Raw genomic sequence first — 21,791 nt, 5'->3', positions numbered from 1 at the left:
GCGTTTCGACGGCTCACGCATTGGCGGATTACGGCGTTCCGCCTAATCCGCCCTACGTGTCACCGAGGTGACTCATCAGGTGCGGGTGATGGAGGCGCCGCCGTCGATCAGCGACGCGGTGCCGGTCACGAACGACGAGTCGTCCGACGCCAGGTACAACACCGAGCGCGCCAATTCCTCCGGTTGCGCGACGCGTTTCAACGCATGCAGATTGGTGATGAAGGACGCCGCTTCCGGCGTGTCGTTCATGTCGCGGTACATCTGCGTATCGACCGCGCCAGGCAACACCGAATTCACGCGCACGCCTTTCGGTCCATATTCCGCCGCCAGCGCCTGCGTCAACCCGATCAACCCCGCCTTGCTGGCCGCGTAAGCCGCCACACCCGGAAACGCGAAGCTGTAGCCGACAAAGGTCGAGGTGAAAATCACCGAACCGCCGCCATGCTTGATCATCTCTGGAATCTGGTGCTTGGCACCGAGGAAGGCGCTGGTCAGGTTGGCGGCCAAGGTGTCGTTCCAGCCCTGCTCCGACACGCCGGTCGTGTCGCCCATCTCGCCCAAGGTGCCGGCGTTGTTGTAGGCGATATCGAGCCGGCCATACGCCTCGACGGCGGCGGCGACCAGTTGCGCGTTGAATGCCTCCGAAGTGACATCGCCGGCGAGCGCGATGGCGTGACCGCCATCGGCTTCGATTTCAGCGACCAACGTGGCCAGTTCGGCCTCGCGGCGCGCCGCGACGACAACCTTGGCGCCTTCGGCGGCGAACAGTTTGGCGGTGGCGCGGCCAATGCCGGAGGAAGCGCCAGTGACGATTGCGACTTTGTTTTGTAAGCGGTTCATTTTGAGACTCCTTGTGGTGGGTTAGTGAAGCCATCATAAGATTCACTAACCCAACCATCAATCGGCCAAACAACAATAGACCATTCACAAAATATGAATTGAATCCACTACTCGACAGCCTTGACCATGTCCTCGATGACCTTCTTGGCGTCGCCAAAGACCATCATCGTATTGGCTTGGTAGAACAGCTCGTTATCGAGGCCCGCATAGCCGGAGGCCATCGAGCGCTTGTTGACGATGATGCTCTTGGCCTTGTACGCCTCCAGGATCGGCATGCCGGCGATCGGCGACTTTGGATCCTTGGCGGCCGGGTTGACCACGTCGTTCGCGCCCAAAATCAGCACCACGTCGGTCTGTCCGAATTCGCCGTTGATGTCCTCCATCTCGAACACCTGGTCGTACGGCACTTCGGCCTCGGCCAGCAGCACGTTCATGTGGCCCGGCATGCGCCCCGCCACCGGGTGGATCGCGTACTTCACGCTCACGCCCTTGTGCGTCAGCTTCTCGACCAGCTCCTTGAGCGAGTGCTGCGCGCGCGCCACCGCCAAGCCGTAGCCCGGCACGATGATCACGCTTTCCGCGTTGGCCATGATGAAGGAGGCGTCGTCCGCCGAGCCGGATTTGACCGGGCGCTGCTCCTTGGCCCCGCCGCCGCCCGCCTCCGCCGGCGCGCCGCCGAAGCCGCCCAAAATCACGTTGAAGAACGAGCGGTTCATCGCCTTGCACATGATGTACGACAGGATCGCGCCGGACGAGCCGACCAGCGAACCGGCGATGATCAGCATCGCGTTGTTGAGCGAGAAGCCGATCCCCGCCGCCGCCCAGCCGGAGTAGGAGTTCAGCATCGACACCACCACCGGCATGTCGGCGCCGCCGATCGGGATGATGATCAACACGCCCAGCACGAAGGCGATCGCGGTCATCACCAGGAACGGCGTCCACGCCGGTTCGACGCCGCCGGCGAAGCAGAACACCAGCCCGAGGCCGACCATGACGATGGCCAGGATCAGATTGAGCATGTGCTGGCCGGCGAAGCTGACCGGCGCGCCCTGGAACAGGCGGAACTTGTATTTGCCCGACAGCTTGCCGAAGGCGATCACCGATCCGGAGAAGGTGATCGCGCCGACGAAGGTGCCGATGAACAGTTCGATGCGGTTCCCGAACGGCAGCGGCGTGCCGACGGCCGCGATGCCGAAGGCGTGCGGCTCCGACACCGCCGCCACGGCGATGCACACCGCCGCGAGACCGATCAGCGAATGCATCGCCGCCACCAGCTCCGGCATCTTGGTCATCTCGACTTTTTTGGCCAGCACCGCGCCGATGCCGCCGCCGACCACCACACCGACCAGCACCAGGCCGAGTCCCATGCCGCTTCCCGTTCCAACGCCCGCCGCCACCGCGTCCGCGCGCAGCTTGAGGATCAGCGCGATCGTCGTCACCACGGCGATCGCCATGCCCGACATGCCGAAGGCGTTGCCGGTGCGCGCCGTGCCCGGCGACGACAACCCTTTGAGCGCCTGGATGAAGCACACCGATGCGATGAGATACATCATCGTCACCAGGTTCATGGAGATGAAATTCATGCGTGATCTCCCGGCTTGGCCGCCGCAGGCTTGGCCTTCGGCTCCTTCTTGCGGAACATCTCCAGCATGCGCTGCGTGACCAGGAAGCCGCCGAACACGTTGACGGCGGCCAGCGCCACGGCGACGGTGCCGGCGACCTGCCCGATCACGCCCTCGGTCAGCGAGGCGGCCAGCATGGCGCCGACGATGATGATCGCCGAGACGGCGTTGGTCACCGCCATCAGCGGCGTGTGCAGCGCCGGCGTGACGGTCCAGACCACGTGGTAGCCGACGTAGATCGCCAGCACGAAGATGATGAGATTGATGATGGTGTGACTGACTTCCATGATGTTCTCCGTTGTATTTTCTTCGTTATTTTCTTAAGAGTTCGCCGCCGGCGCACAGCAGGGTCGCCTTGATGATCTCGTCCTCGCGGTCGATCACCAACTTGTCTTCCTTGTCGATGATCAGCTTGAGGAAATCGAGCACGTTGCGCGCGTACAGCGCCGAGGCGTCGGCCGCCACCAGCGTTGCCAGATCGGGCTCGCCGACGATGTGCACGCCGTGCTTGACCACCGTTTTATTGAGCTCCGACAGCGGACAGTTGCCGCCCTGCGAGACGGCCAGGTCGACGATCACGGAACCGGGCTTCATCGCCTTGACCGTCTCCTCGGAGATCAGCACCGGCGCCGGGCGTCCAGGGATCAGCGCGGTGGTGATGATGATGTCGGCCAGCTTGGCGCGTTCGTGCACCAGCTCCGCCTGGCGGCGCATCCAGTCGGCCGGCATCGGCCGCGCGTAGCCGCCCACACCCTGCGCGATCTCTTTTTCCTCGTCGGTGATGAAGGGCACGTCGATGAACTTCGCGCCCAAAGATTCGACCTGCTCCTTGACCGGCGGGCGCACGTCGGACGCCTCGATGACGGCGCCGAGCCGCTTGGCCGTGGCGATGGCTTGCAGCCCGGCCACGCCCACGCCCATGATCAGCACCCGCGCCGCCTTGACCGTGCCGGCCGCCGTCATCAGCATCGGCATGAAGCGCTGGTAGGTGTTGGCCGCCACCAGCACCGCCTTGTAACCGGCGATGTTGGCCTGCGACGACAGCACGTCCATCGACTGCGCGCGCGTGATGCGCGGCACCGCCTCGAGCGCGAAGGCCTGCAGGCCGGCCGTGGCCATGGCCGCGTTGTTGTCGGCGTCGAAGGGGTTGAGCATGCCGATCAACACGGTGCCGGATTTGATCTGCGCGCGTTCTTCGGCATTGGGGGCGCGCACCTTGAGCACCACGTCGGCGGAGTAGGCCTCGGCCGCGTCGACGATGCGCGCGCCGGCCGCCACGTAGGCCTCGTCGGTGACCGAGGCGGCCAGCCCGGCGCCCGCTTGCACCAGCACCTCATGTTTGGCCGCCAGCTTCTTGACTGTTTCGGGTGTGGCCGCGACCCGGGTCTCCCCCGGCCTTGTCTCGGCCGGTACGCTTATTCTCATGGTGCCTCCAATGATTAACAAACTGACTAGAATCTAACACGGAAATGCGGGCCTGCGGCCGTCCGGGGAACCATCATACTGAATGTGTATTTATCAATACATAGCCCTTTTATCACTTCATTCATGACTATTTGTCATGAAACACCGTCGAAAATGCTGGATCTGGCGCAAACCACCCAGTCAATCACGGTTTATCCGAACAAACCTTGTTTTTGTTCAACACGAACTCATCTTTTAGGCATCGGGGTTTCAAACCAAACGTCCGGAACAGGCTAAAATGTCGGCTCTTTCAAGGATGACTCATGCCGCGTATCTGGAAACCCTCTGTTACTGTTGCCGCCATCGTCGAAAAAGATGGCAAATTCCTGCTGATCGAAGAAGAGACCAGCGACGGCATCCGCATCAACCAGCCGGCCGGCCACCTCGACCCGCACGAGTCGCTCGAGCAGGCCGTGATCCGCGAGACGCTGGAGGAGACGGCCTACGACTTCACGCCGACGGCGCTGGTGGGCATGTACATGTCGCGCTACACCTCCAACCGCACCGGCGAGGAGGTCACGTATTTGCGCTTCACGTTCTGCGGCACGCCCGGCGCGCAGCACGACCGCCCGCTCGACGAGGGCATCCTGCGCACGATGTGGCTCACGCGCGACGAACTGGCCGCCTGCGCCGACCGCCACCGCAGCCCCACGGTGCTGCAATGCGTCGACGAATACCTGGCCGGGCGCCGCGCCCCGCTGGAACTGATACAAACACACGCCTCCGTGTTCAAGGAGGCGGTGAGCACCGCCAATGGATAGGCAGAGATAGGAAGTAGCATGAGCAAGAAAAAAGTCGTGATCGGCATGTCGGGCGGGGTCGATTCCTCGGTCGCGGCCTGGATGCTGAAGGAACAGGGCTACGACGTGGTCGGCCTGTTCATGAAGAACTGGGAGGACGACGACGACTCCGAATACTGCTCGACGCGGCAGGACTGGATCGACGCGGCCAGCGTGGCCGACGTCATCGGCGTCGACATCGAGGCGGTCAACTTCGCCAGCGAATACAAGGACCGCGTGTTCGCCGACTTCCTGCGCGAGTACCAGGCCGGCCGCACGCCGAACCCGGATGTGCTGTGCAACGCCGAGATCAAATTCAAGGCCTTCCTCGACCACGCGATGCACCTGGGCGCCGACTTGATCGCCACCGGCCACTACGCGCGCGTGCGCCAGAACGGCCAGAAGTTCGAGCTTCTCAAAGCCGTCGACCACACCAAGGACCAGAGCTACTTCCTGCACCGCCTGAACCAGGCGCAGTTGTCCAAGACCCTGTTCCCGCTGGGCGAGATCCCCAAGACCGAGGTGCGCCGCATCGCCGAGCAACTCAAGCTGCCCAACGCCGCCAAGAAGGATTCGACCGGCATCTGCTTCATCGGCGAGCGTCCGTTCCGCGAATTTTTAAACCGCTACCTGTCGTACAAGCCGGGACCGATGAAGACCGACGACGGCAAGACCGTCGGCGAGCATGTCGGGCTGTCGTTCTACACGCTGGGCCAGCGCAAAGGCATCGGCGTGGGCGGCATGAAGGCGTACAAGAACCCGGACGGCAGCAGCGACGCCTGGTATGTGGCGCGCAAGGACGTGGCCAACAACACGCTGTACATCGTGCAGGGCCACGAGCATCCGTGGCTGCTGTCGTCGGACCTGCGCGCCGACCAGGCCAGCTGGATCGCCGGCGAGGCGCCGTCGCCGCGCGCGATGGCGGCCAAGACGCGCTACCGCCAGGCCGACGTGGCGTGCGAGATCGCGCCCGAGGGCGACTCGGACTTCGCGTTGAAATTCATGGATGCCCAATGGGCGGTCACGCCGGGCCAGTCGGCCGTGCTGTACGACGGCGACGTGTGCCTCGGCGGCGGCATCATCGACAGCTCGACCTTCGCCGCGGGTTAGGCCTCGCCGGCGTCGGGCGCGGCGTCCTTCCCCGCCATCGCCGCGCGCTGGCGCTTGACCATCGCGATGACCACGTTGCGGATCGTGTTGAGCACCGTGTCGGCCTTGAACGGCTTGACGATGAAGCCGCTCACGCCCATCGCGTGCGCCGCCTGGATGGTGGCGGCGTCGAATTCGCTCGAGACCATGAAGATCAAGGTCTTGGGCCATTTGGTCCTGATTTCCTGCACCACGTCCTCGCCGTTTTCCATCTGCTCGCGGGCGATGCAGACGATGTGCGGATTGAACTTGATCAGCAGCGCCAAGCCGGCGGCGCAGGTGTGGCTCTGGCCCACCACGTCGTAGCCGCCGTCGAGCAGCACCGTGTTGAGCAGGCCGCGCGCGACCGCGCTGGAATCGATAATGACCGCTTTTAACATCTTGCAAACCTTGTTCTGTTGAGTGCGCGCGCCACCGGTTATCGCCGGTCCCAGGCCAGCATATTCCAGGTCACGCCGACCCGCACGTCTGTTTTCAATTGCACCAATTGTCTGGAAAGATACAGCATTTCGCGCTCTTTTCGTAGAGTTTCGCCCAGCGTGTCCTTCAGAATGCCGGCCCCGGCCATGATGGCGTCCAGATTGCCGTAAGTACGCAACAGTCGGGCCGCCGTCTTGACGCCCACCTTGGACACGCCGGGGATCGAGTCGGTGACGTCGCCCATCAGCGCCAGCAGGTCCGGCAACTGCTCGGCCGGCACGCCCCACTTGCGCTCGACCCAGGCGTGGTCGTGCCATTCGCTCTTGAAATGGTCCCACACGCGCGCGCCGTGGGCGATCAGGCCGTGCAGGTCCTTGTCGGTGGTGGCGATGGTGGCCTCGCCGCGGCCGTCGGCCAGCCAGCGCAGCACCACGGTGCCGATGACGTCGTCGGCCTCGACCTCGGGCAGCGAGACCACGTGCATGCCGAAGCCGGCGAGCTTGTCGTAGAACGCCGGCAGCGCCTCGCGCAGCGGCGACGGCATCGGCGCGCGGCCCTCGCGGTAGCCGGCGTACAGGTCGTGGCGCCAGGTGCGCCCGCCGAAGTCGAAGGCCGGCAGCACGTGGGTCGGCTCGTGGTCGTGCAGCAGGGTGCGGAACGACGACAGCGCGTGGCGCAGCGCGATGTCGGCCTTCTCGGCGCTATCGGGTTCGGGGCTGGCTTCGTAGACGCGGCGCACGATATTGAGGCCGTCGATGGCAAGGAGTCTACCCATGTTCAACATCATCCGGGCTTGATCAAGCCGCCATTTTACCCGACGTGGCTTAAGCTTACTTCAACAGCTCATACGGCCCGCCGCGCTCGATCGCGCGCTGAAAGGCCGGGCGGGCGTGGATACGCTTGAGGAAATCGGTCAGCCTGGGGCGGCTGGCGTCGAGCCCGCCACGGGCGGCGGCCGCCTCCAGCGGGAAACTCATCTGGATGTCGGCCGCGCTGAACTCGGCGCCGGCGAACCACGGCGACGCCGCCAACTCGTTTTCCAGGTACGTCAGCTGCGCCTCGATCTGCGGCAGGATATAGCTGCCCTTGACCTTGCGCGCGATGGCCTTGGCGATCGGCTTGACGAAGAGCGGCGCCGGACTGGTTTCGACCCGGTCGAACACCAGCTTCATCAGCAGCGGCGCCATCGCCGAGCCTTCGGCGAAGTGCAGGAAATAGGTCCAGCGGCGGCGCTCGGCGGTGCCGGCCGGCGGCGCCAGGCGGCCGTTGCCATAGGTCTCGACCAGGTATTCGACGATCGCGCCCGACTCGGCCACGACGACGCCGTCATCGGTGATCACCGGCGACTTGCCCAGCGGGTGCACCGCGCGCAGCTCCGGCGGCGCCAGCATCGTCTTCGGATCGCGCTGGTAGCGCACGATCTCGTAGTCCAGCCCCAGTTCCTCGAGCAGCCAGAGCACGCGCTGCGAGCGCGAATTGTTGAGGTGGTGGACGACGATCATGGTGGTTTCCCGAAAAAAGAACGGCCGTGCGCCGCGACGCGCTAGCTTAGCATTATTGGCCGGCAGGCGTCGCTGACCGTTCGGTAATGGATTCCTGCGAGAAACAGCAGTACACTCGACTTCTCAGCCGCCGCCATCCGGACCGCCCATGAATATGTTTTCCCCGCGCTACCTCGCCTTCGTCGCCGCCGTCGTCACCCTGCTCGCCTCGCTGGCCCTGGGGGCGCCGTGGTGGATCCCGTTGATCGCCGCCGCGCTCACCGTCGTCGGCGTCGCCGACCTGCTGCAAACCAAGCGCGCGCTGCGCCGCAACTACCCGATCCTGGCGCACTTCCGCTTCTTCTTCGAGGCGATCCGCCCCGAGATCCGCCAATACCTGCTGGAGGACGACACGGTGGCCGCGCCGTTCTCGCGCAACCAGCGCAGCATCGTCTACCAGCGCGCCAAGATGGACACCGACAAGCGCCCCTTCGGCACCCAGCTCGACGTCTACGCGCCCGGCTACGAATGGATCAACCACGCCATTGTGCCGGCCCAGGAGCAGGGCCACGACTTCCGCATCGAGATCGGCAACCACCCGGACTGCCCGCGCGCGCAACCCTATTCGGCCAGCGTGTTCAACATCTCGGCGATGAGCTTTGGCGCGTTATCGGCCAACGCCATCCTGGCGCTCAACGGCGGCGCCAAGGCCGGCGGCTTCATGCACGACACCGGCGAGGGCAGCATCAGCCCCTACCACCGCCAGAACGGCGGCGACCTGGTATGGGAGATCGGCTCGGGCTACTTCGGCTGCCGCGACGCCGACGGCCGCTTCTCCGAGGCGAACTTCGTCGCCAACGCCACCTCCCCGCAAGTGAAGATGATCGAATTGAAGCTCTCGCAGGGGGCCAAGCCGGGCCACGGCGGCGTACTGCCGGGCGCCAAGGTGACCATCGAAATCGCCACCACGCGCGGCGTCACCCTGGGGGTGGACTGCGTCTCGCCGTCGAGCCACTCCGCTTTTAGCACGCCGCTCGAAATGCTGGCGTTTATCGACAGGCTGCGCAATCTGTCCGGTGGCAAGCCGACCGGCTTCAAGCTCGCCATCGGCCATCCGTGGGAGTTTTTCGGCATCGTCAAGGCGATGCTGGCGACCGGCATCACGCCGGACTTCATCGTCGTCGACGGCGGCGAGGGCGGCACCGGCGCCGCGCCGCTGGAATTCACCGACCATGTCGGCACGCCGCTGCAGGAGGCGCTGCTGCTGGTGCATAACACGCTGGTGGGCGCCAATTTGCGCGACAAGATCAAGATCGGCGCGTCGGGAAAAATCATCACCGCGTTCGACGTCGCCCGCATCATCGCCATCGGCGCCGACTGGTGCAACTCGGCGCGCGGCTTCATGTTCGCGCTCGGGTGCATCCAGTCGCAAAGCTGCCATACCGACAAATGCCCGACCGGCGTCGCCACGCAGGACCAGAACCGGCAACGGGCGCTGGTGGTGCCCGACAAGATGCGGCGCGTGACGCACTTCCATCAAAACACCATGGCCGCGCTGGCGCAGCTGATCGCCGCCGCCGGCCTGACGCACCCGTCGCAGCTCAAGCCACGCCACCTGGTGCGGCGCATTTCGCCCAACCAGGTCAAGCTGGTGTCGCAGTTGCTGCCGTATCTGGAGGCCGGACAGCTGCTCGACCCGAGCCAGCTGGCCCGCCTGCCGCCGGTGTTCGGCTTGTACTGGCCGATGGCGCAGGCGGAGTCGTTCAATCCGTTATGCTGAACGACACGGATTCCACGTAGGGCGGATTAGCGCAGCGTAATCCGCCAATGCGTGCTCCGTTGGCGGCGCATGGATGGCGGATTACGGCGTTCCGCCTAATCCGCCCTACGTGTTTCCGCGAAATTCGAGATAGTGGTGGCCGGGACGATATCCCCTCCCCGCCTGTCAGCGCTGGACGTGCAGCTTGATGACGCGCTTGTGCGGCGTCGAGGAGTCCGGGGGCGATGGAGTGGACGACGCCGCCGGCGCCGACGTCTCGCACGACCCGCAGCTGCCGCAGCCATCGCCGCAATTGGCCTGCGTCTTGAACAACTTGGCCATCTTGTTTTGATCGAAGCCGCGCCGCGTCAGGAAATACACGATCTGCTGGCGCCAGGCCGCCGGCAGGTACTTGGTGCAAAAGTGCAGCACCGCCGCCGCGACGATCAATCCAACAATAATCTGCTGCCACATATCAGCCTCCTGTCAGCCTATCAGCGCCATCGAGATACGGTACGTCAGGAATGACGCCACGTAAGCCAGCGCGAACATATAACCCGCCATCAGCAACGCGTAGCGGATGCTGTTGGTCTCGCGGCGCACCACGCTCAACGTCGACAAGCACTGCGGCGCGAACACGTACCACGCCAGCAGCGACAATGCGGTCGGCAGCGCCCACGATGCGGCGATGATCGGCGTCAGCGACTGCGCCAGGTCGTCGCCGCTCTGCGACAACGCGTACACGGTGCCCAGCGCGCCGACCGCCACTTCACGCGCGGCCATGCCCGGCACCAGCGCGATGCAGATCTGCCAGTTGAAGCCGATGGGCGCGAACACGTACTCCAACGCGCGGCCGATCATGCCGGCGACGCTGTAATAGATAGGCGGATGCGTGGCGCCTTCCGGCGCGCCCGGGAAGGTGCTGAGGAACCAGACCAAAATCATCAACGTCAGAATCACGGTACCGACGCGCGTCAGGAAGATGCGCGCGCGCTCCCACAGACCCAGCGCCAGGTTGCGCATGTGCGGCCAGTGATAGGCCGGCAGCTCCAACATCAGCGGCTGCTTGTGCGTCGAGCCCATGGCGCGCTTCATGAAGTACGCCACCGCCATCGCCGAGATGATGCCGGCGAAGTACAGGATGAACAGCACCAGCCCCTGAAGGTTCATGAAACCGCCCACTTCGCGCTCCGGAATGAAGGCGGCGATCACCAGCGCATACACCGGCAGGCGCGCGGAACACGTCATCAGCGGCGCGATCATGATCGTCACCAGCCGGTCGCGTTTGTTCTGGATCGTGCGCGCGGCCATCACGCCCGGGATCGCGCACGCGAAACTGGACAACAGCGGGATGAAGGCGCGGCCCGACAGGCCCACGCCGCCCATCAGCCGATCCAGCAGGAAGGCCGCGCGCGGCAGGTAGCCGCAGTCCTCCAGCATCAGGATGAAGAAGAACAGGATCAAAATCTGCGGCAGGAACACCAGCACCATGCCGGCGCCGCCCATGATGCCCTCCACCAGCAGGCTGCGCAGCATGCCGTCGGGCAGGAAGTCGCCCAGCACCTTGCCCAGGCTTTCGACGCCGCCGGAGATCATCTCCATCGGCACCGCCGCCCAACTGAACACCGCCTGGAACACCAGGAACATCAGCAGCGCCAGGATGATCGGGCCGACCACCGGGTGCATCACCACGTTGTCGATCTTTTCGGTCAGGTTGCCGGTGTCGTGGACGTCGTTGCTGACGGCGGCCAGGATGCGGCGCACCTCGCGCTGCGTATCCTCGACCGAGACGGCGTCGATCGCCGACAGCGGATTCGGTTTCGTGGCCGGCAGCGGCAGCATCAGTTCGAGCGCGCGCACCAGCGACTTCTCGCCGCCGGCCTGCACCGCCACCGTCTCCACCACCGGCATGCCCAGTTCATCGGCCAGCAGGTCGGCGTCGATCTCGATGCCACGCTTCTTGGCCACGTCGACCATGTTCAGCGCCAGCACCATCGGCAAGCCCAGACGCTTGATCTCCAATACCAGGCGCAGGTTCAGGCGCAGGTTGGTGGCGTTGACCACGCAGACCACGACGTCCGGCGCGGCCTCGCCGGCGCGCAGGCCGGCGACGACGTCGCGCGTGATTTCCTCGTCCGGCGTGTGGGCCGACAAACTATAGGCGCCCGGCAGGTCGAGCACGCGGAAGGCGTGGCCGCTGGGCGAGCTGAACGAGCCTTCCTTGCGCTCGATGGTCACGCCGGCGTAGTTGGCGACCTTCTGGCGCGAGCCGGTCAGACGGTTGAACAAGGCGGTCTTGCCGCAATTCGGATTGCCCAGCAGGGCCACGATGGGCGCCTGGGACGTCATTGGCGCCCGCGGCGCCGCTGTTTCTACTGCACCCATTGTTTATTGGTCCGGTTGAATCGAAATCAGCGCGGCTTCGAAGCGGCGCAACGCAAAAGTGGAGTTGCCGACCTTGATGGCCAGCGGCTCGCCGCCGGGCATGCCGCGCTTGAGCAGGCGGACCTTTTCGCCGGGGACGAAGCCCAGCTCCATCAGGCGCCGCGCCAGGCCGGCGCCGTCATCGGCGTCGCCGCCGGGCGACACGCGCACCACGGTGGCGGCGGCGCCGGTCGTCAGCGCGTCCAGGGTGATCAGGGGAACAGCAGGCGTCATGGGCTAAGTCCGGTCAGGATGCGCCGCCGGTGGGCGGCGACGCGCCCGGCGGTTCGCAAGAGCGCGTTCTCGCCGGAAATAAGATACTAGCATTATAAACGGTAATGCGAATTACTACTATTTACGCTTGCATCGGCCGCCGAGTTGAGGCAGTATACGATTAATGATAATGATTCGCATTAAGTTACTTGCAATCATGTCTTTATTGCTCTTGTGGGTTTTTTACCGACCGTTTCAGCAGCTAGCCAGAAGGTGCGTCAATGATTGTATGTGTCTGCAACAACATATCTGATCGTGAAATTCGTCAAGCCGTGGAGCTGGGCGTGGCCTCGATCGAAGAACTGCGCCGCGACCTGGGCGTGTCGACCTGCTGCGGCCAATGCTTCGACTGCGCCGAACAAATCCTCAACGAGCATCTGGCAACGATCCAGGCCACCGCAGAGATCAAAGAAACTGTGCTGAAGCGCCCCGTCTTCACCAACTAATTATGAACACCATGACCTATAGCCGGACGGCGCCCTCGCTGTCCGTGAACGACGCCGGACTGCGCCAACTGAAGGCGCGGGGACGCCGGTTCGCGCCGCTGGCGGCGATCGTCGTGGGTCATGCGCTGATGTTTTACGCGATCAGTTCGGGGATGATGAGCAAGATCGCCGTCGCGGTCATGCCCAAGGTGGTCACGGTGACCTTCGTCGCCTCGCCCGAGCCGCTCAAGCCGGCCCCGCCGCCGCCGAAGACGGTGCCGGTCGTGAAGCTGACGCCGACGTACATTCCACCGATGCCGCAACTGGCCACGCCGCAGGTCGAGCCGACGATCACCGTCGCGCCGCCGACGCCGCGCACCAACCAGCCGTCCACGCCGGCCGTCGCCGGACCGGTGGCGCCGCCGACGCCGGCGCCGGCGGCGCCCGCCGCGCCCAAAACCATCACAGGAGTGGAATATATCCGCGCCCCGCAGCCGGTGTACCCGAGCATGGCCCGTCGCATGGGCGAGAGCGGCGTGGTGATGCTGCGTGTGCTGATCGGGGAAAAAGGCCAGGCGGAGCAAGTGACGATCCAAAAATCGTCGGGCTCCGAGAAGCTCGACGAAGCCGGCCGCCAGGCCGTCATGCGCGCGCTGTACAAACCGTATATCGAGGATGGCAAGGCCATTCCGGTGTACGCGCTGGTGCCGATCAATTTCCAGTTGGGTTGATCGGTGGCCGATGCCGGCGGCGCGTGGCGGATTACGCCTTCGGCTAATCCGCCCTACGTGTCTCCGCGGATGCAACGCGCCCGGTCCGAAATCTGAACCACGTAGGGCGGATTAGCGCAGAGTAATCCGCCACGCTCCGCCAGCGGCCCCTCAATCAAAGATCCAACCGTCCCTCGATCGAATCGTCGAGCGTCTTGCCGATGACCGCGCCGATCAGCATCTTCACGCCCGCCACCGCGCGGCCATGCTTGGTATCCCAATAATAACCATACGTCGGCGCGAACTTGATCAGCGTGATGCGCGGATCGTCCTCGCCCTCGGTGAACCACGTCTTCATCGTAAAGCTCCACAACTCCTTGAGCTTGGCGCGGTCGCGCAGCACGGTGGCCACGCCCTCGATGTGCATGAACTCCGAATGGGCCGAACCCTGGAAGTACAAGGTGGCCGACGGATCGATCGCCAGCTCCTGGTTCTTCAAACTGTCGCTGGCGCTGATGAACCAGATATTACCCAGATCGTCGACCTGCAGCGCCGTCATGGGCCGCGCGTCGCCGGGACCGCCGTCGCCATCGTTGGTGCAGAAGAAGCAGCCCGACGTGCTATCGACGAAGTCCTTGATTTTCTTGACGGCATCCTCGCCGATCAGATCCTGATGGTTTTGTTCCGGCTGGTTGGCATTGATCGAATCCATGGCGCGCTCCTGATAAGTGCTGATAAGTGGAACACCCATGTTAGCCCTGGCGGCGCCAGCATTCGGTGGGTTGCCACACACTGGCGCCACGTGATGGTGCGAATGTTAATTGTTTTCATTAACGCCAACAATCTCACTCCGGGGATATTGATACAGTTTTACGCCGCCGAGCACGATTTATGGCCGTGGCGCTACGCCTCGTAAGCCCGTTCGTGGCAGAATGCGGGTATTCGACACCATTTTAGAAAGCAAGCCATGAAGGGCGACCCAGAAGTCATCCGTTTGTTGAACGCACAGCTGACCAACGAACTCACCGCCATCAACCAGTATTTCCTCCACGCGCGCATGTACAAGCACTGGGGCCTGGAAAAGATCGCGAAGAAAGAATACGAAGAATCGATCGGCGAAATGAAGCACGCCGACAAGCTGATCGACCGCATCCTGATGCTCGACGGCCTGCCGAACCTGCAAGCGATGCACAAGATCATGATCGGCGAGCACACCGAGGAAATGATCGGCTGCGACCTGGCGCTGGAAAAAGGCGCCCAGCTGACCGTCAAGGAAGGCATCGCCACCGCCGAGAAGGCCGGCGACTACGTCTCGCGCGACCTGCTGCTGATGATTTTGGAAGACACCGAAGAGCACATCGACTGGCTCGAAACGCAGCTGGACCTGATCGGCAAGATCGGCATTCAGAACTACCTGCAAAGCCAGATCATCGAAGAGTAAATGGCAGCATAACGACCAGCGCCGTCACGCCGCGCCGGTCACCTTGCCATCATCAAGCCGCAGGCCCTCCGCCTGCGGCTTTTTCAATTTCACGAACAACACGGCCACCGCGCCGCACAGCATCAGGCCACCGGCCAGCCGGATCACGTTCTCCGGATTGCCGCCCAGCAGGCTGCGGTAGTACAAAGGCAAGGTGAAGATCTGGATGATCATCGGAATCACGATGAACATATTGAAGATGCCCATATAAACCCCGGTGCGCGCCGGCGGAATGCACCCGGCCAGCATCACATACGGATTGCCCATGATGGAAGCCCACGCCAGGCCGATACCGACCATCGGCACGAACAACAGCGCCGGGGAGTGGATCATCGGAATACTCAGCATCGCGAAACCGGCCAGCATCAGGCAAACGCTGTGCGTCAGCTTCGGTCCGTACTTGCGCGTGAACGGCACCAGCGCCAGCGCGCCGATGAACGCGATGAAGTTGTAAAACGCCCCCACCTGCCCGGCCAGCAAACCGGCATCGCGGAACCCCTGCGACGCCTGGTCGGTGGTGCCGTACAAAGTGGTCGACAGCGACAGCATGATGTACTGCCAGTAGCAGAACATCGCGTACCACTGGAACAGCTTGACCCACGCCAGCTGCTTCATCGTCGACGGCATCTCGCGCACCGCGCTGGCGATGTCGCCCAGGGTATGGCGCCAGCCGGCGGGCCGCGAACGGATCTCCGCCAGTTCCTGCTCGGTCAGCGGATGTTCGGGCGTCGTCTTCAGGGTCCACAGCACGGAACTGATCGAGAACACCGCGCCGATCAAAAAGGCGACGATGACGATGTGCGGAATATGGCTGCCGTTGACGGCGTCCTTGTTCATGCCCAGCCAGACCAGCAAGGACGGCGTCAGGTAGGCCAGCGTTTGCCCCAGGCCGGTGAAGGCGCTCTGCGTCAGGAAGCCCAATGAGTGCTGCTTCGGCGCCAGCTTGTCGCTGACGAAGGCGCGGTACGGCTCCATGGTCACGTTGTTGGCCGCGTCCAAAATCCACAGCAGGCTGGCCGCCATCCACAACGTGGGGCTGAACGGCATCGCCAGCAGGCCAAGGCTGCACAGGATCGCGCCGATCAGGAAGTACGGCGTGCGCCGCCCCCAACGCGTCACGGTGCGGTCGCTCATCGCGCCGATCAGCGGCTGCACCAGCAGCCCGGTCATCGGCCCGGCCAGCCACAGATACGGCAGGCTCGCCTCGTCGGCGCCCAGGTATTTGTAGATGGGACTCATGCTGCTTTGCTGCAGGCCAAAGCTGAACTGGATGCCGAAGAAGCCGATGTTCATATTGATGATCTGCCAGAACGACAGATGCGGCTTCATGCCGCCCGCGCCGCCGCTCATACCACCGCCCCGGCTTGCGACGGCAACACGCCGCCGCTGTGCCAGCAGGCGATCCACGGCTGATAGAAGGCGACATCGTCCGGCACCGCGCCGGAAATGCCGCAGATGGCGCCGGCGAAGGCGTTGGCGCGCGCCAGGGTGAGCGGCAGCGACCAGCCCTGCGACCGGCCGAACAGGAACACTGCCGAGAAGGCGTCGCCCGCGCCGACCGTATCGACGATGCGCGCCGGCGCGTGGCATTCCTGGTTGGCGGTGACGGCGCCGTCGGCGCCGAAGTGCAGCGCGCCGCGCTCGCCTAGCGTGACGATCAATCCCTTGAGCGAGAAGATGCGCATCAGCGCCTGGCAGGCCTCCACCATCTCCGGGCTGTCGATCGCCTTCGTGCCCGGTTTGGTGTGCGTGTACCAGCTGAATAAATCCTTGAGCTCTTCCTCGTTGACCTTGACGATGTCGGCCAGGTGAAGCGACTCGAAGGCGCAGCGTTCCGTCACCTGCCCGTCGCGCACGTTCAGGTCCAGATAGCGCGTGGCGTCGGAATTGCGCAGCATCTCGCGCACAGTCTTGCGCGAACACTCGTGGCGCTGCGCCATCGTGCCGAAGTAGATGACACCAGGCCTGGCCTCGGCCAGCGCCGCCAGCGCGGGACCCGTCTGCACATAGTCGTACGCCTGGTCGGGCAGGATGATGAAACGGTGGCCCTGCTCGTTGCGCTCGACCACCACGCGGCCGGTGGCCTCGTTCGGATCGACCTGCAAGCCGGCCTGGCTCATGCCGAAGCGCTCGAACTCCGCGCGCATCAGCGCACCGTTCTTGTCCTCTCCGATGCGCGTGACCATCAACGTGGCCACGCCGAACGCCGCCAGATTGCGCGCGACGTTGAAGGGGGCACCACCGACGACCTGCTCGGTGATGAAATCGTCTACCAGCGCTTCGCCGAATACGGCTATGGTTTTATGGTTCATGCATGTCTCCACGCCCTCTCGGGCGATTTTATATTATTCGCGTGCCAGCCAGTGCATCGCGTAAGGCGCCAGGGTGATCGTTCCTTCGACACGGTCCGGCGCCGCGCAATCGCTCCACACGCCTTGCAGCGGGTAGTCGCGCGGCTGCCCGGTGAAGTTCATCAACGCCAGGAAGCTGTCGCCGCGCGCCAGCGCCAGCACGCCATCCGGCGCGTCTGCCAGCAGCGCGCGCGGCGCGTTGGCGGCCAGCGCATCCTGCTTGCGGCGTACACGTATCAGATTGGCCAGGCCCTGGAACATGATGCCCGGCGCGCTGCTTTTATCGTAGCGGTGCTTCCAGCGCTGCTCGTCGAACACGGGTCGCTGCAGCCAGCGGCTGTCCATCGCGTGCTGCGGGCGATCCAGATAACTGTAGTCGTTTTCCATCGCCAGCTCGTCGCCCATGTACAGCACCGGCAGCGCGCCAAAGCTCAACGCCAGGCCATGCAGCAACTGCATGCGGCGTAGCGCCAGCGAACGCTCCTCCTCGTTGGTCGCGGTCTGCAAGCCGGTCAGCGACGCGGCCATGCCGTTGCTGCCGTGGGCCGCGTTCGGATCGGTGCTCTGGAAGGCGGCGCCGCTGGCGTAACTGCCCTCGGCGCCGCTGAAGAAGCGCGCAGCGCCGGCCAGCCGCGCAGCGCTGCCGGCGGTCGAACCGGCTTCCGCTTCGGCGCGCAGCACGTTCCAGCCGATGTCGTCGTGGCAGCGCACATAACTGAGCCAGGTCGCGGCCGACGGCAGCGCCGGCGTATTGCGGATCACCTCGCGCAGCACGCCGGTGTTTTGTTCGGCCAGCGCGACCCAGCCGGCCGCCATCAGGCTGCTGTGATAGGCGATATGGCATTCCGGCGCGGCGGCGCTGCCCAGATAGGCGGGCAGCTCGCGCGTCGGCACGATGGCCTCGGCCTTCAGCAGCACGCCCGGCGCGACGATGTCGACGACGGCGCGCAGCGCTTGCAGGATTTGGTGCGCCTCCGGCTGGTTCATGCTGTTGGTGCCTTCGCGCTTCCACAGGAAGGCGGTCGAATCGAGGCGGAACACTTCGATGCCGCGATTGGCCAGGCGCAGCATGGCCGCCGCCATCTCGGCGAAAACGTCGGGGTTGGACCAGTTCATGTCCCACTGGTACGGGTAGAACGTGGTCCATACCCAGCCGCCCATCGCTTCGACGAAGGTGAAATTGCCCGGCGCGACTTGCGGGAACACCTGGCCCAGGGTGCGCTCGTGGCGGTCCGGCATGTCGCGGTCGGGGAAGACATGGAACATCGCGCGCGCCTTGGCATCGCCGGCTTTCGCGGCCAGCGCCCACCGATTGTCGTCGGCGACGTGGTTCAGGATGAAATCGGAGCACAGGCTGATGCCGGCGGTGCGCAGGCGCGTGGTCAGCGCGTGCAGGTCGGCGTTGGTGCCCAGCGCCGGATCGACTTCGTCGAAGCTGGTGACGGCGAAGCCGCCGTCGTTTTCGCCTGCGCGCGGGCGCAGGAACGGCAGCAGGTGCAGGTAGCTGACGCCTAGCTCTTCAAGATACGGGATGCGGTCCGCGACGCCGTTCAAGCTTCCGCCGAAGTTCTGCACGTAGGCGCAGTAGCCCAGCATGCGCTGGTTGAGGAACCAATCAGGTTGCGCGGCGCGCTGGAGGTCGAGCGCGCGCAGCTCGGGGGCGCGCTCGGCGTACAGCTTGCCCAGGGATTCCATCAGTTTGCCCAGCCAAGCGTCGAAGCCGGCGTGGCCGCCGTACAGGCCGGCCAGCAGGCGGCGCAGCACCGGCTCGGCCGTTTTCAGGCGTTCGGCCGCCTGCGGCCGGAGATCTTCGGGAAGGACGGCGAGCAGGCGGTTTGGGGTTACTTGAGAGGGCATAGTAAAAGCTTGGTGATTGATTCGTGGTCCATGAGCCGTTGATAAGACACGTAGGGCGGATTAGGCGGAACGCCGTAATCGGCCATGCATGAGCCGTCGACGGTGCATGCATGGCGGATTACGCTGCGCTAATCCGCCCTACGTGTTTCAGATTGACGCCCGGTCCTGCTTAGAAGGCATACGACAGCGTGACCTTGGCGGCGCGGCCGGTGATCGAGCGTGCTGCATGTCCGTCGCCTTCCACTTCGGTATAACCGATCTTGTTGAACAGGTTATTGGCGCTCAGCGACACGGTGGCCTTTTCGGTCACGCGGTAGTTGACGAATGCGTTGACCACGGCATACGCCGGCATCTCGATGGTGTGCGCATCGTCGCCCCACGACTTGCCGGTGCCGATCACGCTGGCGCCAATTGTCGCGTCGCCGATGGTGTAGGTCGGCGCGATCTGGTAAATCCACTTGGCCTGGCGGCGCGGCGAATTGCCGATATTGGCCACGTCGGCGGCGGCCGTGCCGGTGATCTTGGCATGCGTATATGTCGCGCCGCCACTGATGCGGAAGTCGCCGATCGAATATGCGCCTTCCAGCTCCACACCCTTTGCGTCGTACTTGTTGGAGGTGCTGCGCTGCGTGGTCGCCTCGTAGTTGCTCTCGTCGGTCTTGGCCTGGAACAGCGTCACGAAGGTGCTCAAACCGCCGCTACGCCATTTCACACCGCCCTCCAACTGCTTGACGGTGTTGATGTTGATCGGCGCCGAACCATCCAGCGGGGTGCCGAACAGAATACGGTCCGCATTGAACGCCACGCCATCGCTGACGCGCGCGAACGCAGCCAGGTTGTTGGTGATGCGGTAGTTGCCACCGACCGAATACGAGGTGTGGTTGATCTTGTAGTTGACCATCTGCTCGGTGGCCGGATCGTAGCGCAGACCACCGGTGGCGATGTTGGCGGTGCCGTTGGCTTCCTGGCGGTCCTGGCGCACGCTCGCGTCCAGGTTCAGCGGGCCCGCCTCGTAGCCGACGTTCAGGTAAGGCGACGTCAGTTTGTATTCCATGTCGACCGCGCGCATGCAGCAGCCGCCGAAGGCCGGACCGACCAGGCCCGGCGTGGTGCTGGCCGTTTGCAGCAGCGAAGGCTTGTCGCCACTCAGCTGCATCAGGTACTCGTTGAAATTCCACGTCAGCGCCAGCTTCTGGTTCGACAGATACAGGCCGGCGGTGGTGGTCAGCTTGGAGCCGTCGGCCAGCTTGAAGGTCTTCGACAGCTTGGTGTCGTTGAGCGTATTGCCGGCGTCGTCGATCGAGGTGTTGAACACCACCGCCGAGAAGGCGGCGCCGTTGTAAGCCTGGCCGCGATTCGGGCCGGTGGCGAAGGTGTAGTTGCCGTTCACGCCGTTGTTACCGGCGAAGACGCCGGTGAAGCGGCCGCTATTGTCGGAGGCGCGGAACTTGTTACTCAGGTTCCAGCCGTCGCCCAGGTCGAACGAGCCTTCCAGGCCGATCGAATTGCTCTTCACATGCAGGCCGTCGTTGACGTCGGTCGACACCGGCGTGTTGTTCTTGCCCAGCGTGACATCGCGCACCCAGTTCGGCGAATAGAAGCTCACCGTGCGTGGATCGATGCCCGGGATCTCGGTGATTTTCCGGTTCACCACGCGCACCGGCACCGGCAACGCGGTCGGCGACTTGTCGTCGACGTGCTTGAACGACAGGCGGATGAAGCCATTGTCCAGGTCATGCGTGATATTGCCGCGAATCTGGCCGCCGCTGGCGGTGCTCATGCCGCTATCGCGCACGCCCTCGCCGGTGCGGTAGCTGCCGCCGATGAAGAAGCGGGTCTTGTCCGAGATCGGCGAGCCGTAGTCGAAATCGTAGCGGGTCTCGTCGTAACCGAGGCCGCGGCTGATGCCGATATGGCCGCCCTTCTCCTCGCCGGTCTTGGTGATGAAGTTGATGATGCCGCCCGGCGCGTTGGTCGCCAGGGTCGATGCCGAGCCGCCGCGCACCACTTCCAGGTGGTCGAGCGTGCCGTCGATCTTGACGTAGCTGTCCGGCGTGATGAAATTGAAGTCGCCCGACTGCAGGACCGGCAGGCCGTCCTCCTGGATCTGCACATAGCGCGCGCCGCCGGCCGATACCGGCACGCCGCGCACGGTGATGTTGGCGTTGCCCTCGCCGCCCGACGATTCGGCGCGCACACCAGGCACGGCGCGCAGCACTTCCGCCGCGCTCAGCGCCGCCGAATTCTTGATGACGTCACCCTCGATGGTACTGATCGAAACGCTGGTTTTCATTTTCGACGAGCCGGTGGTGGTGCCCGTGACCACCACGCGTTCCATGTTCAAACCGTCGGCGGGTGCGGCGGCGGAGGCGGGAGCGGCGGCTTCCTGCGCGGCGGCGACGCCCATGTGCAGGACGGCGGCGGCGACGGCGGCCGTCATGGCGGCCAGTCTGATGGTGCGGTGTTTCATGGTGGTCTCCAGATATTGTCGTTTTGCCCTGCTGTTTCGTTGAGCAGGTACGCCATTATTCCTTGAACACGAATTTAATGCAATCGATTGCATATGTGCGGCGCAATATGTTTTCTGGGCATTTTCTGCACTAGATGGAATCTGACAACTTAAGAAAAATTTGCGCGCAACGAGAGATTAATGCTGCGTCGCAGCACAATATTTATGCAATCGGTTGCGGAAATAAGACAATTGGCATTTCGTAGGGCGGATTAGGCGGAACGCCGTAATCCGCCATGAGGCGCCGA

At 64.1% G+C, this 21,791-nt stretch carries 21 protein-coding genes; 6 read left to right on the top strand and 15 right to left on the bottom strand.

Annotated elements, in window-relative coordinates; translation table 11 throughout:
* Positions 1–75: 75 nt before the first annotated feature.
* The 4 genes from AC07P1_RS27160 to AC07P1_RS27145 all read right to left on the bottom strand — a co-directional run bounded on the left by AC07P1_RS27160 (position 76) and on the right by AC07P1_RS27145 (position 3,887).
* Positions 76–840, bottom strand: a complete 765-nt coding sequence (locus AC07P1_RS27160; RefSeq protein WP_315220123.1) for an SDR family oxidoreductase — start codon at positions 838–840, stop codon at positions 76–78.
* 107 nt (positions 841–947) lie between these two features.
* A complete protein-coding gene (locus tag AC07P1_RS27155) occupies positions 948–2,423 on the bottom strand; it encodes an NAD(P)(+) transhydrogenase (Re/Si-specific) subunit beta (protein ID WP_471703791.1) in 1,476 nt (491 codons plus the stop codon).
* Positions 2,420–2,749, bottom strand: a complete 330-nt coding sequence (locus tag AC07P1_RS27150; protein WP_315220118.1) for a proton-translocating transhydrogenase family protein — start codon at positions 2,747–2,749, stop codon at positions 2,420–2,422. The genes AC07P1_RS27155 and AC07P1_RS27150 overlap by 4 nt, the downstream gene beginning before the upstream one ends.
* Positions 2,750–2,774: 25 nt before the next feature.
* Positions 2,775–3,887, bottom strand: coding sequence for a Re/Si-specific NAD(P)(+) transhydrogenase subunit alpha (locus AC07P1_RS27145; RefSeq protein ID WP_494698765.1), 1,113 nt, complete (start codon positions 3,885–3,887; stop codon positions 2,775–2,777).
* Between the two features lie 302 nt (positions 3,888–4,189).
* Between AC07P1_RS27145 and AC07P1_RS27140 the strand changes: the two genes are divergently transcribed.
* The gene (locus AC07P1_RS27140; protein WP_090325030.1) at positions 4,190–4,687 is read left to right on the top strand and encodes an NUDIX hydrolase; all 498 of its coding nucleotides are present in this window, start codon (positions 4,190–4,192) and stop codon (positions 4,685–4,687) included.
* 18 nt (positions 4,688–4,705) lie between these two features.
* Positions 4,706–5,815: a tRNA 2-thiouridine(34) synthase MnmA gene (gene mnmA / locus AC07P1_RS27135; protein WP_494698764.1), complete on the top strand. Its 1,110-nt coding sequence runs from the start codon at positions 4,706–4,708 to the stop codon at positions 5,813–5,815.
* Here mnmA and AC07P1_RS27130 read toward each other — a convergent pair.
* From AC07P1_RS27130 to AC07P1_RS27120, 3 genes are read right to left on the bottom strand one after another with little or no spacing between them, the layout of a single operon-like run.
* Entirely contained in the window at positions 5,812–6,234 is a 423-nt protein-coding gene (locus AC07P1_RS27130; RefSeq protein WP_494698763.1) for a response regulator, read from the bottom strand. The genes mnmA and AC07P1_RS27130 overlap by 4 nt on opposite strands.
* Positions 6,235–6,272: 38 nt before the next feature.
* The gene (locus tag AC07P1_RS27125) at positions 6,273–7,049 is read right to left on the bottom strand and encodes a 5'-3' exonuclease (RefSeq protein ID WP_494698762.1); all 777 of its coding nucleotides are present in this window, start codon (positions 7,047–7,049) and stop codon (positions 6,273–6,275) included.
* 55 nt (positions 7,050–7,104) lie between these two features.
* Positions 7,105–7,776 carry a glutathione S-transferase family protein gene (locus tag AC07P1_RS27120; RefSeq protein WP_494698761.1) on the bottom strand — a complete coding sequence of 224 codons (672 nt, stop codon included), beginning with the start codon at positions 7,774–7,776 and terminating at the stop codon, positions 7,105–7,107.
* Positions 7,777–7,930: 154 nt separating this feature from the next.
* On the opposite strand from AC07P1_RS27120, the gene AC07P1_RS27115 reads away from it, so the two are divergent.
* Positions 7,931–9,535 carry an FMN-binding glutamate synthase family protein gene (locus AC07P1_RS27115; RefSeq protein ID WP_494698945.1) on the top strand — a complete coding sequence of 535 codons (1,605 nt, stop codon included), beginning with the start codon at positions 7,931–7,933 and terminating at the stop codon, positions 9,533–9,535.
* A gap of 165 nt (positions 9,536–9,700) precedes the next feature.
* Here AC07P1_RS27115 and AC07P1_RS27110 read toward each other — a convergent pair whose 3' ends face one another.
* Genes AC07P1_RS27110 through AC07P1_RS27100 form a run of 3 tightly spaced genes read right to left on the bottom strand, consistent with a single transcriptional unit; the run spans position 9,701 to position 12,172 of the window.
* Positions 9,701–9,988 (bottom strand): DUF6587 family protein, encoded by a 288-nt coding sequence (locus AC07P1_RS27110; RefSeq protein WP_494698760.1) that lies wholly within the window; start codon positions 9,986–9,988, stop codon positions 9,701–9,703.
* 12 nt (positions 9,989–10,000) lie between these two features.
* Positions 10,001–11,899, bottom strand: a complete 1,899-nt coding sequence (feoB, locus tag AC07P1_RS27105; RefSeq protein WP_494698759.1) for a ferrous iron transporter B — start codon at positions 11,897–11,899, stop codon at positions 10,001–10,003.
* Between the two features lie 3 nt (positions 11,900–11,902).
* A complete protein-coding gene (locus AC07P1_RS27100) occupies positions 11,903–12,172 on the bottom strand; it encodes a FeoA family protein (protein WP_494698758.1) in 270 nt (89 codons plus the stop codon).
* Positions 12,173–12,432: 260 nt separating this feature from the next.
* On the opposite strand from AC07P1_RS27100, the gene AC07P1_RS27095 reads away from it, so the two are divergent.
* Both AC07P1_RS27095 and AC07P1_RS27090 read left to right on the top strand, forming a co-directional pair.
* Complete coding sequence (locus AC07P1_RS27095) at positions 12,433–12,657, top strand: (2Fe-2S)-binding protein (protein ID WP_090324999.1); 225 nt, start codon at positions 12,433–12,435, stop codon at positions 12,655–12,657.
* 2 nt (positions 12,658–12,659) lie between these two features.
* Positions 12,660–13,367, top strand: coding sequence for an energy transducer TonB (locus tag AC07P1_RS27090; protein ID WP_494698757.1), 708 nt, complete (start codon positions 12,660–12,662; stop codon positions 13,365–13,367).
* A 154-nt stretch (positions 13,368–13,521) separates the two neighbouring features.
* Here AC07P1_RS27090 and AC07P1_RS27085 read toward each other — a convergent pair whose 3' ends face one another.
* Positions 13,522–14,058, bottom strand: coding sequence for a pyridoxamine 5'-phosphate oxidase family protein (locus AC07P1_RS27085; RefSeq protein WP_494698756.1), 537 nt, complete (start codon positions 14,056–14,058; stop codon positions 13,522–13,524).
* A gap of 255 nt (positions 14,059–14,313) precedes the next feature.
* Here AC07P1_RS27085 and bfr point away from each other — a divergent pair, with 255 nt between their 5' ends.
* Positions 14,314–14,787 carry a bacterioferritin gene (gene bfr, locus AC07P1_RS27080; protein ID WP_463453030.1) on the top strand — a complete coding sequence of 158 codons (474 nt, stop codon included), beginning with the start codon at positions 14,314–14,316 and terminating at the stop codon, positions 14,785–14,787.
* Between the two features lie 24 nt (positions 14,788–14,811).
* On the opposite strand, the gene AC07P1_RS27075 is transcribed toward bfr, so the two are convergent.
* The 4 genes from AC07P1_RS27075 to AC07P1_RS27060 all read right to left on the bottom strand — a co-directional run bounded on the left by AC07P1_RS27075 (position 14,812) and on the right by AC07P1_RS27060 (position 21,504).
* Positions 14,812–16,176, bottom strand: a complete 1,365-nt coding sequence (locus tag AC07P1_RS27075) for an MFS transporter (RefSeq protein ID WP_494698755.1) — start codon at positions 16,174–16,176, stop codon at positions 14,812–14,814.
* Positions 16,173–17,138: a PfkB family carbohydrate kinase gene (locus tag AC07P1_RS27070; RefSeq protein ID WP_494698754.1), complete on the bottom strand. Its 966-nt coding sequence runs from the start codon at positions 17,136–17,138 to the stop codon at positions 16,173–16,175. Before AC07P1_RS27070 ends, AC07P1_RS27075 begins: the two co-directional genes overlap by 4 nt.
* Before the next feature lie 33 nt (positions 17,139–17,171).
* On the bottom strand, positions 17,172–19,034 hold the full coding sequence (locus AC07P1_RS27065) for an alpha-amylase family protein (RefSeq protein ID WP_494698753.1): 1,863 nt from the start codon (positions 19,032–19,034) through the stop codon (positions 17,172–17,174).
* A 169-nt stretch (positions 19,035–19,203) separates the two neighbouring features.
* Complete coding sequence (locus AC07P1_RS27060; RefSeq protein ID WP_494698752.1) at positions 19,204–21,504, bottom strand: TonB-dependent receptor; 2,301 nt, start codon at positions 21,502–21,504, stop codon at positions 19,204–19,206.
* Between the last annotated feature and the right edge of the window lie 287 nt (positions 21,505–21,791).

The sequence above is a fragment of the Duganella sp. GW821-FHT07F09 genome, from assembly GCF_059418705.1.
This window is presented reverse-complemented; position numbering and strand designations above follow the sequence as displayed.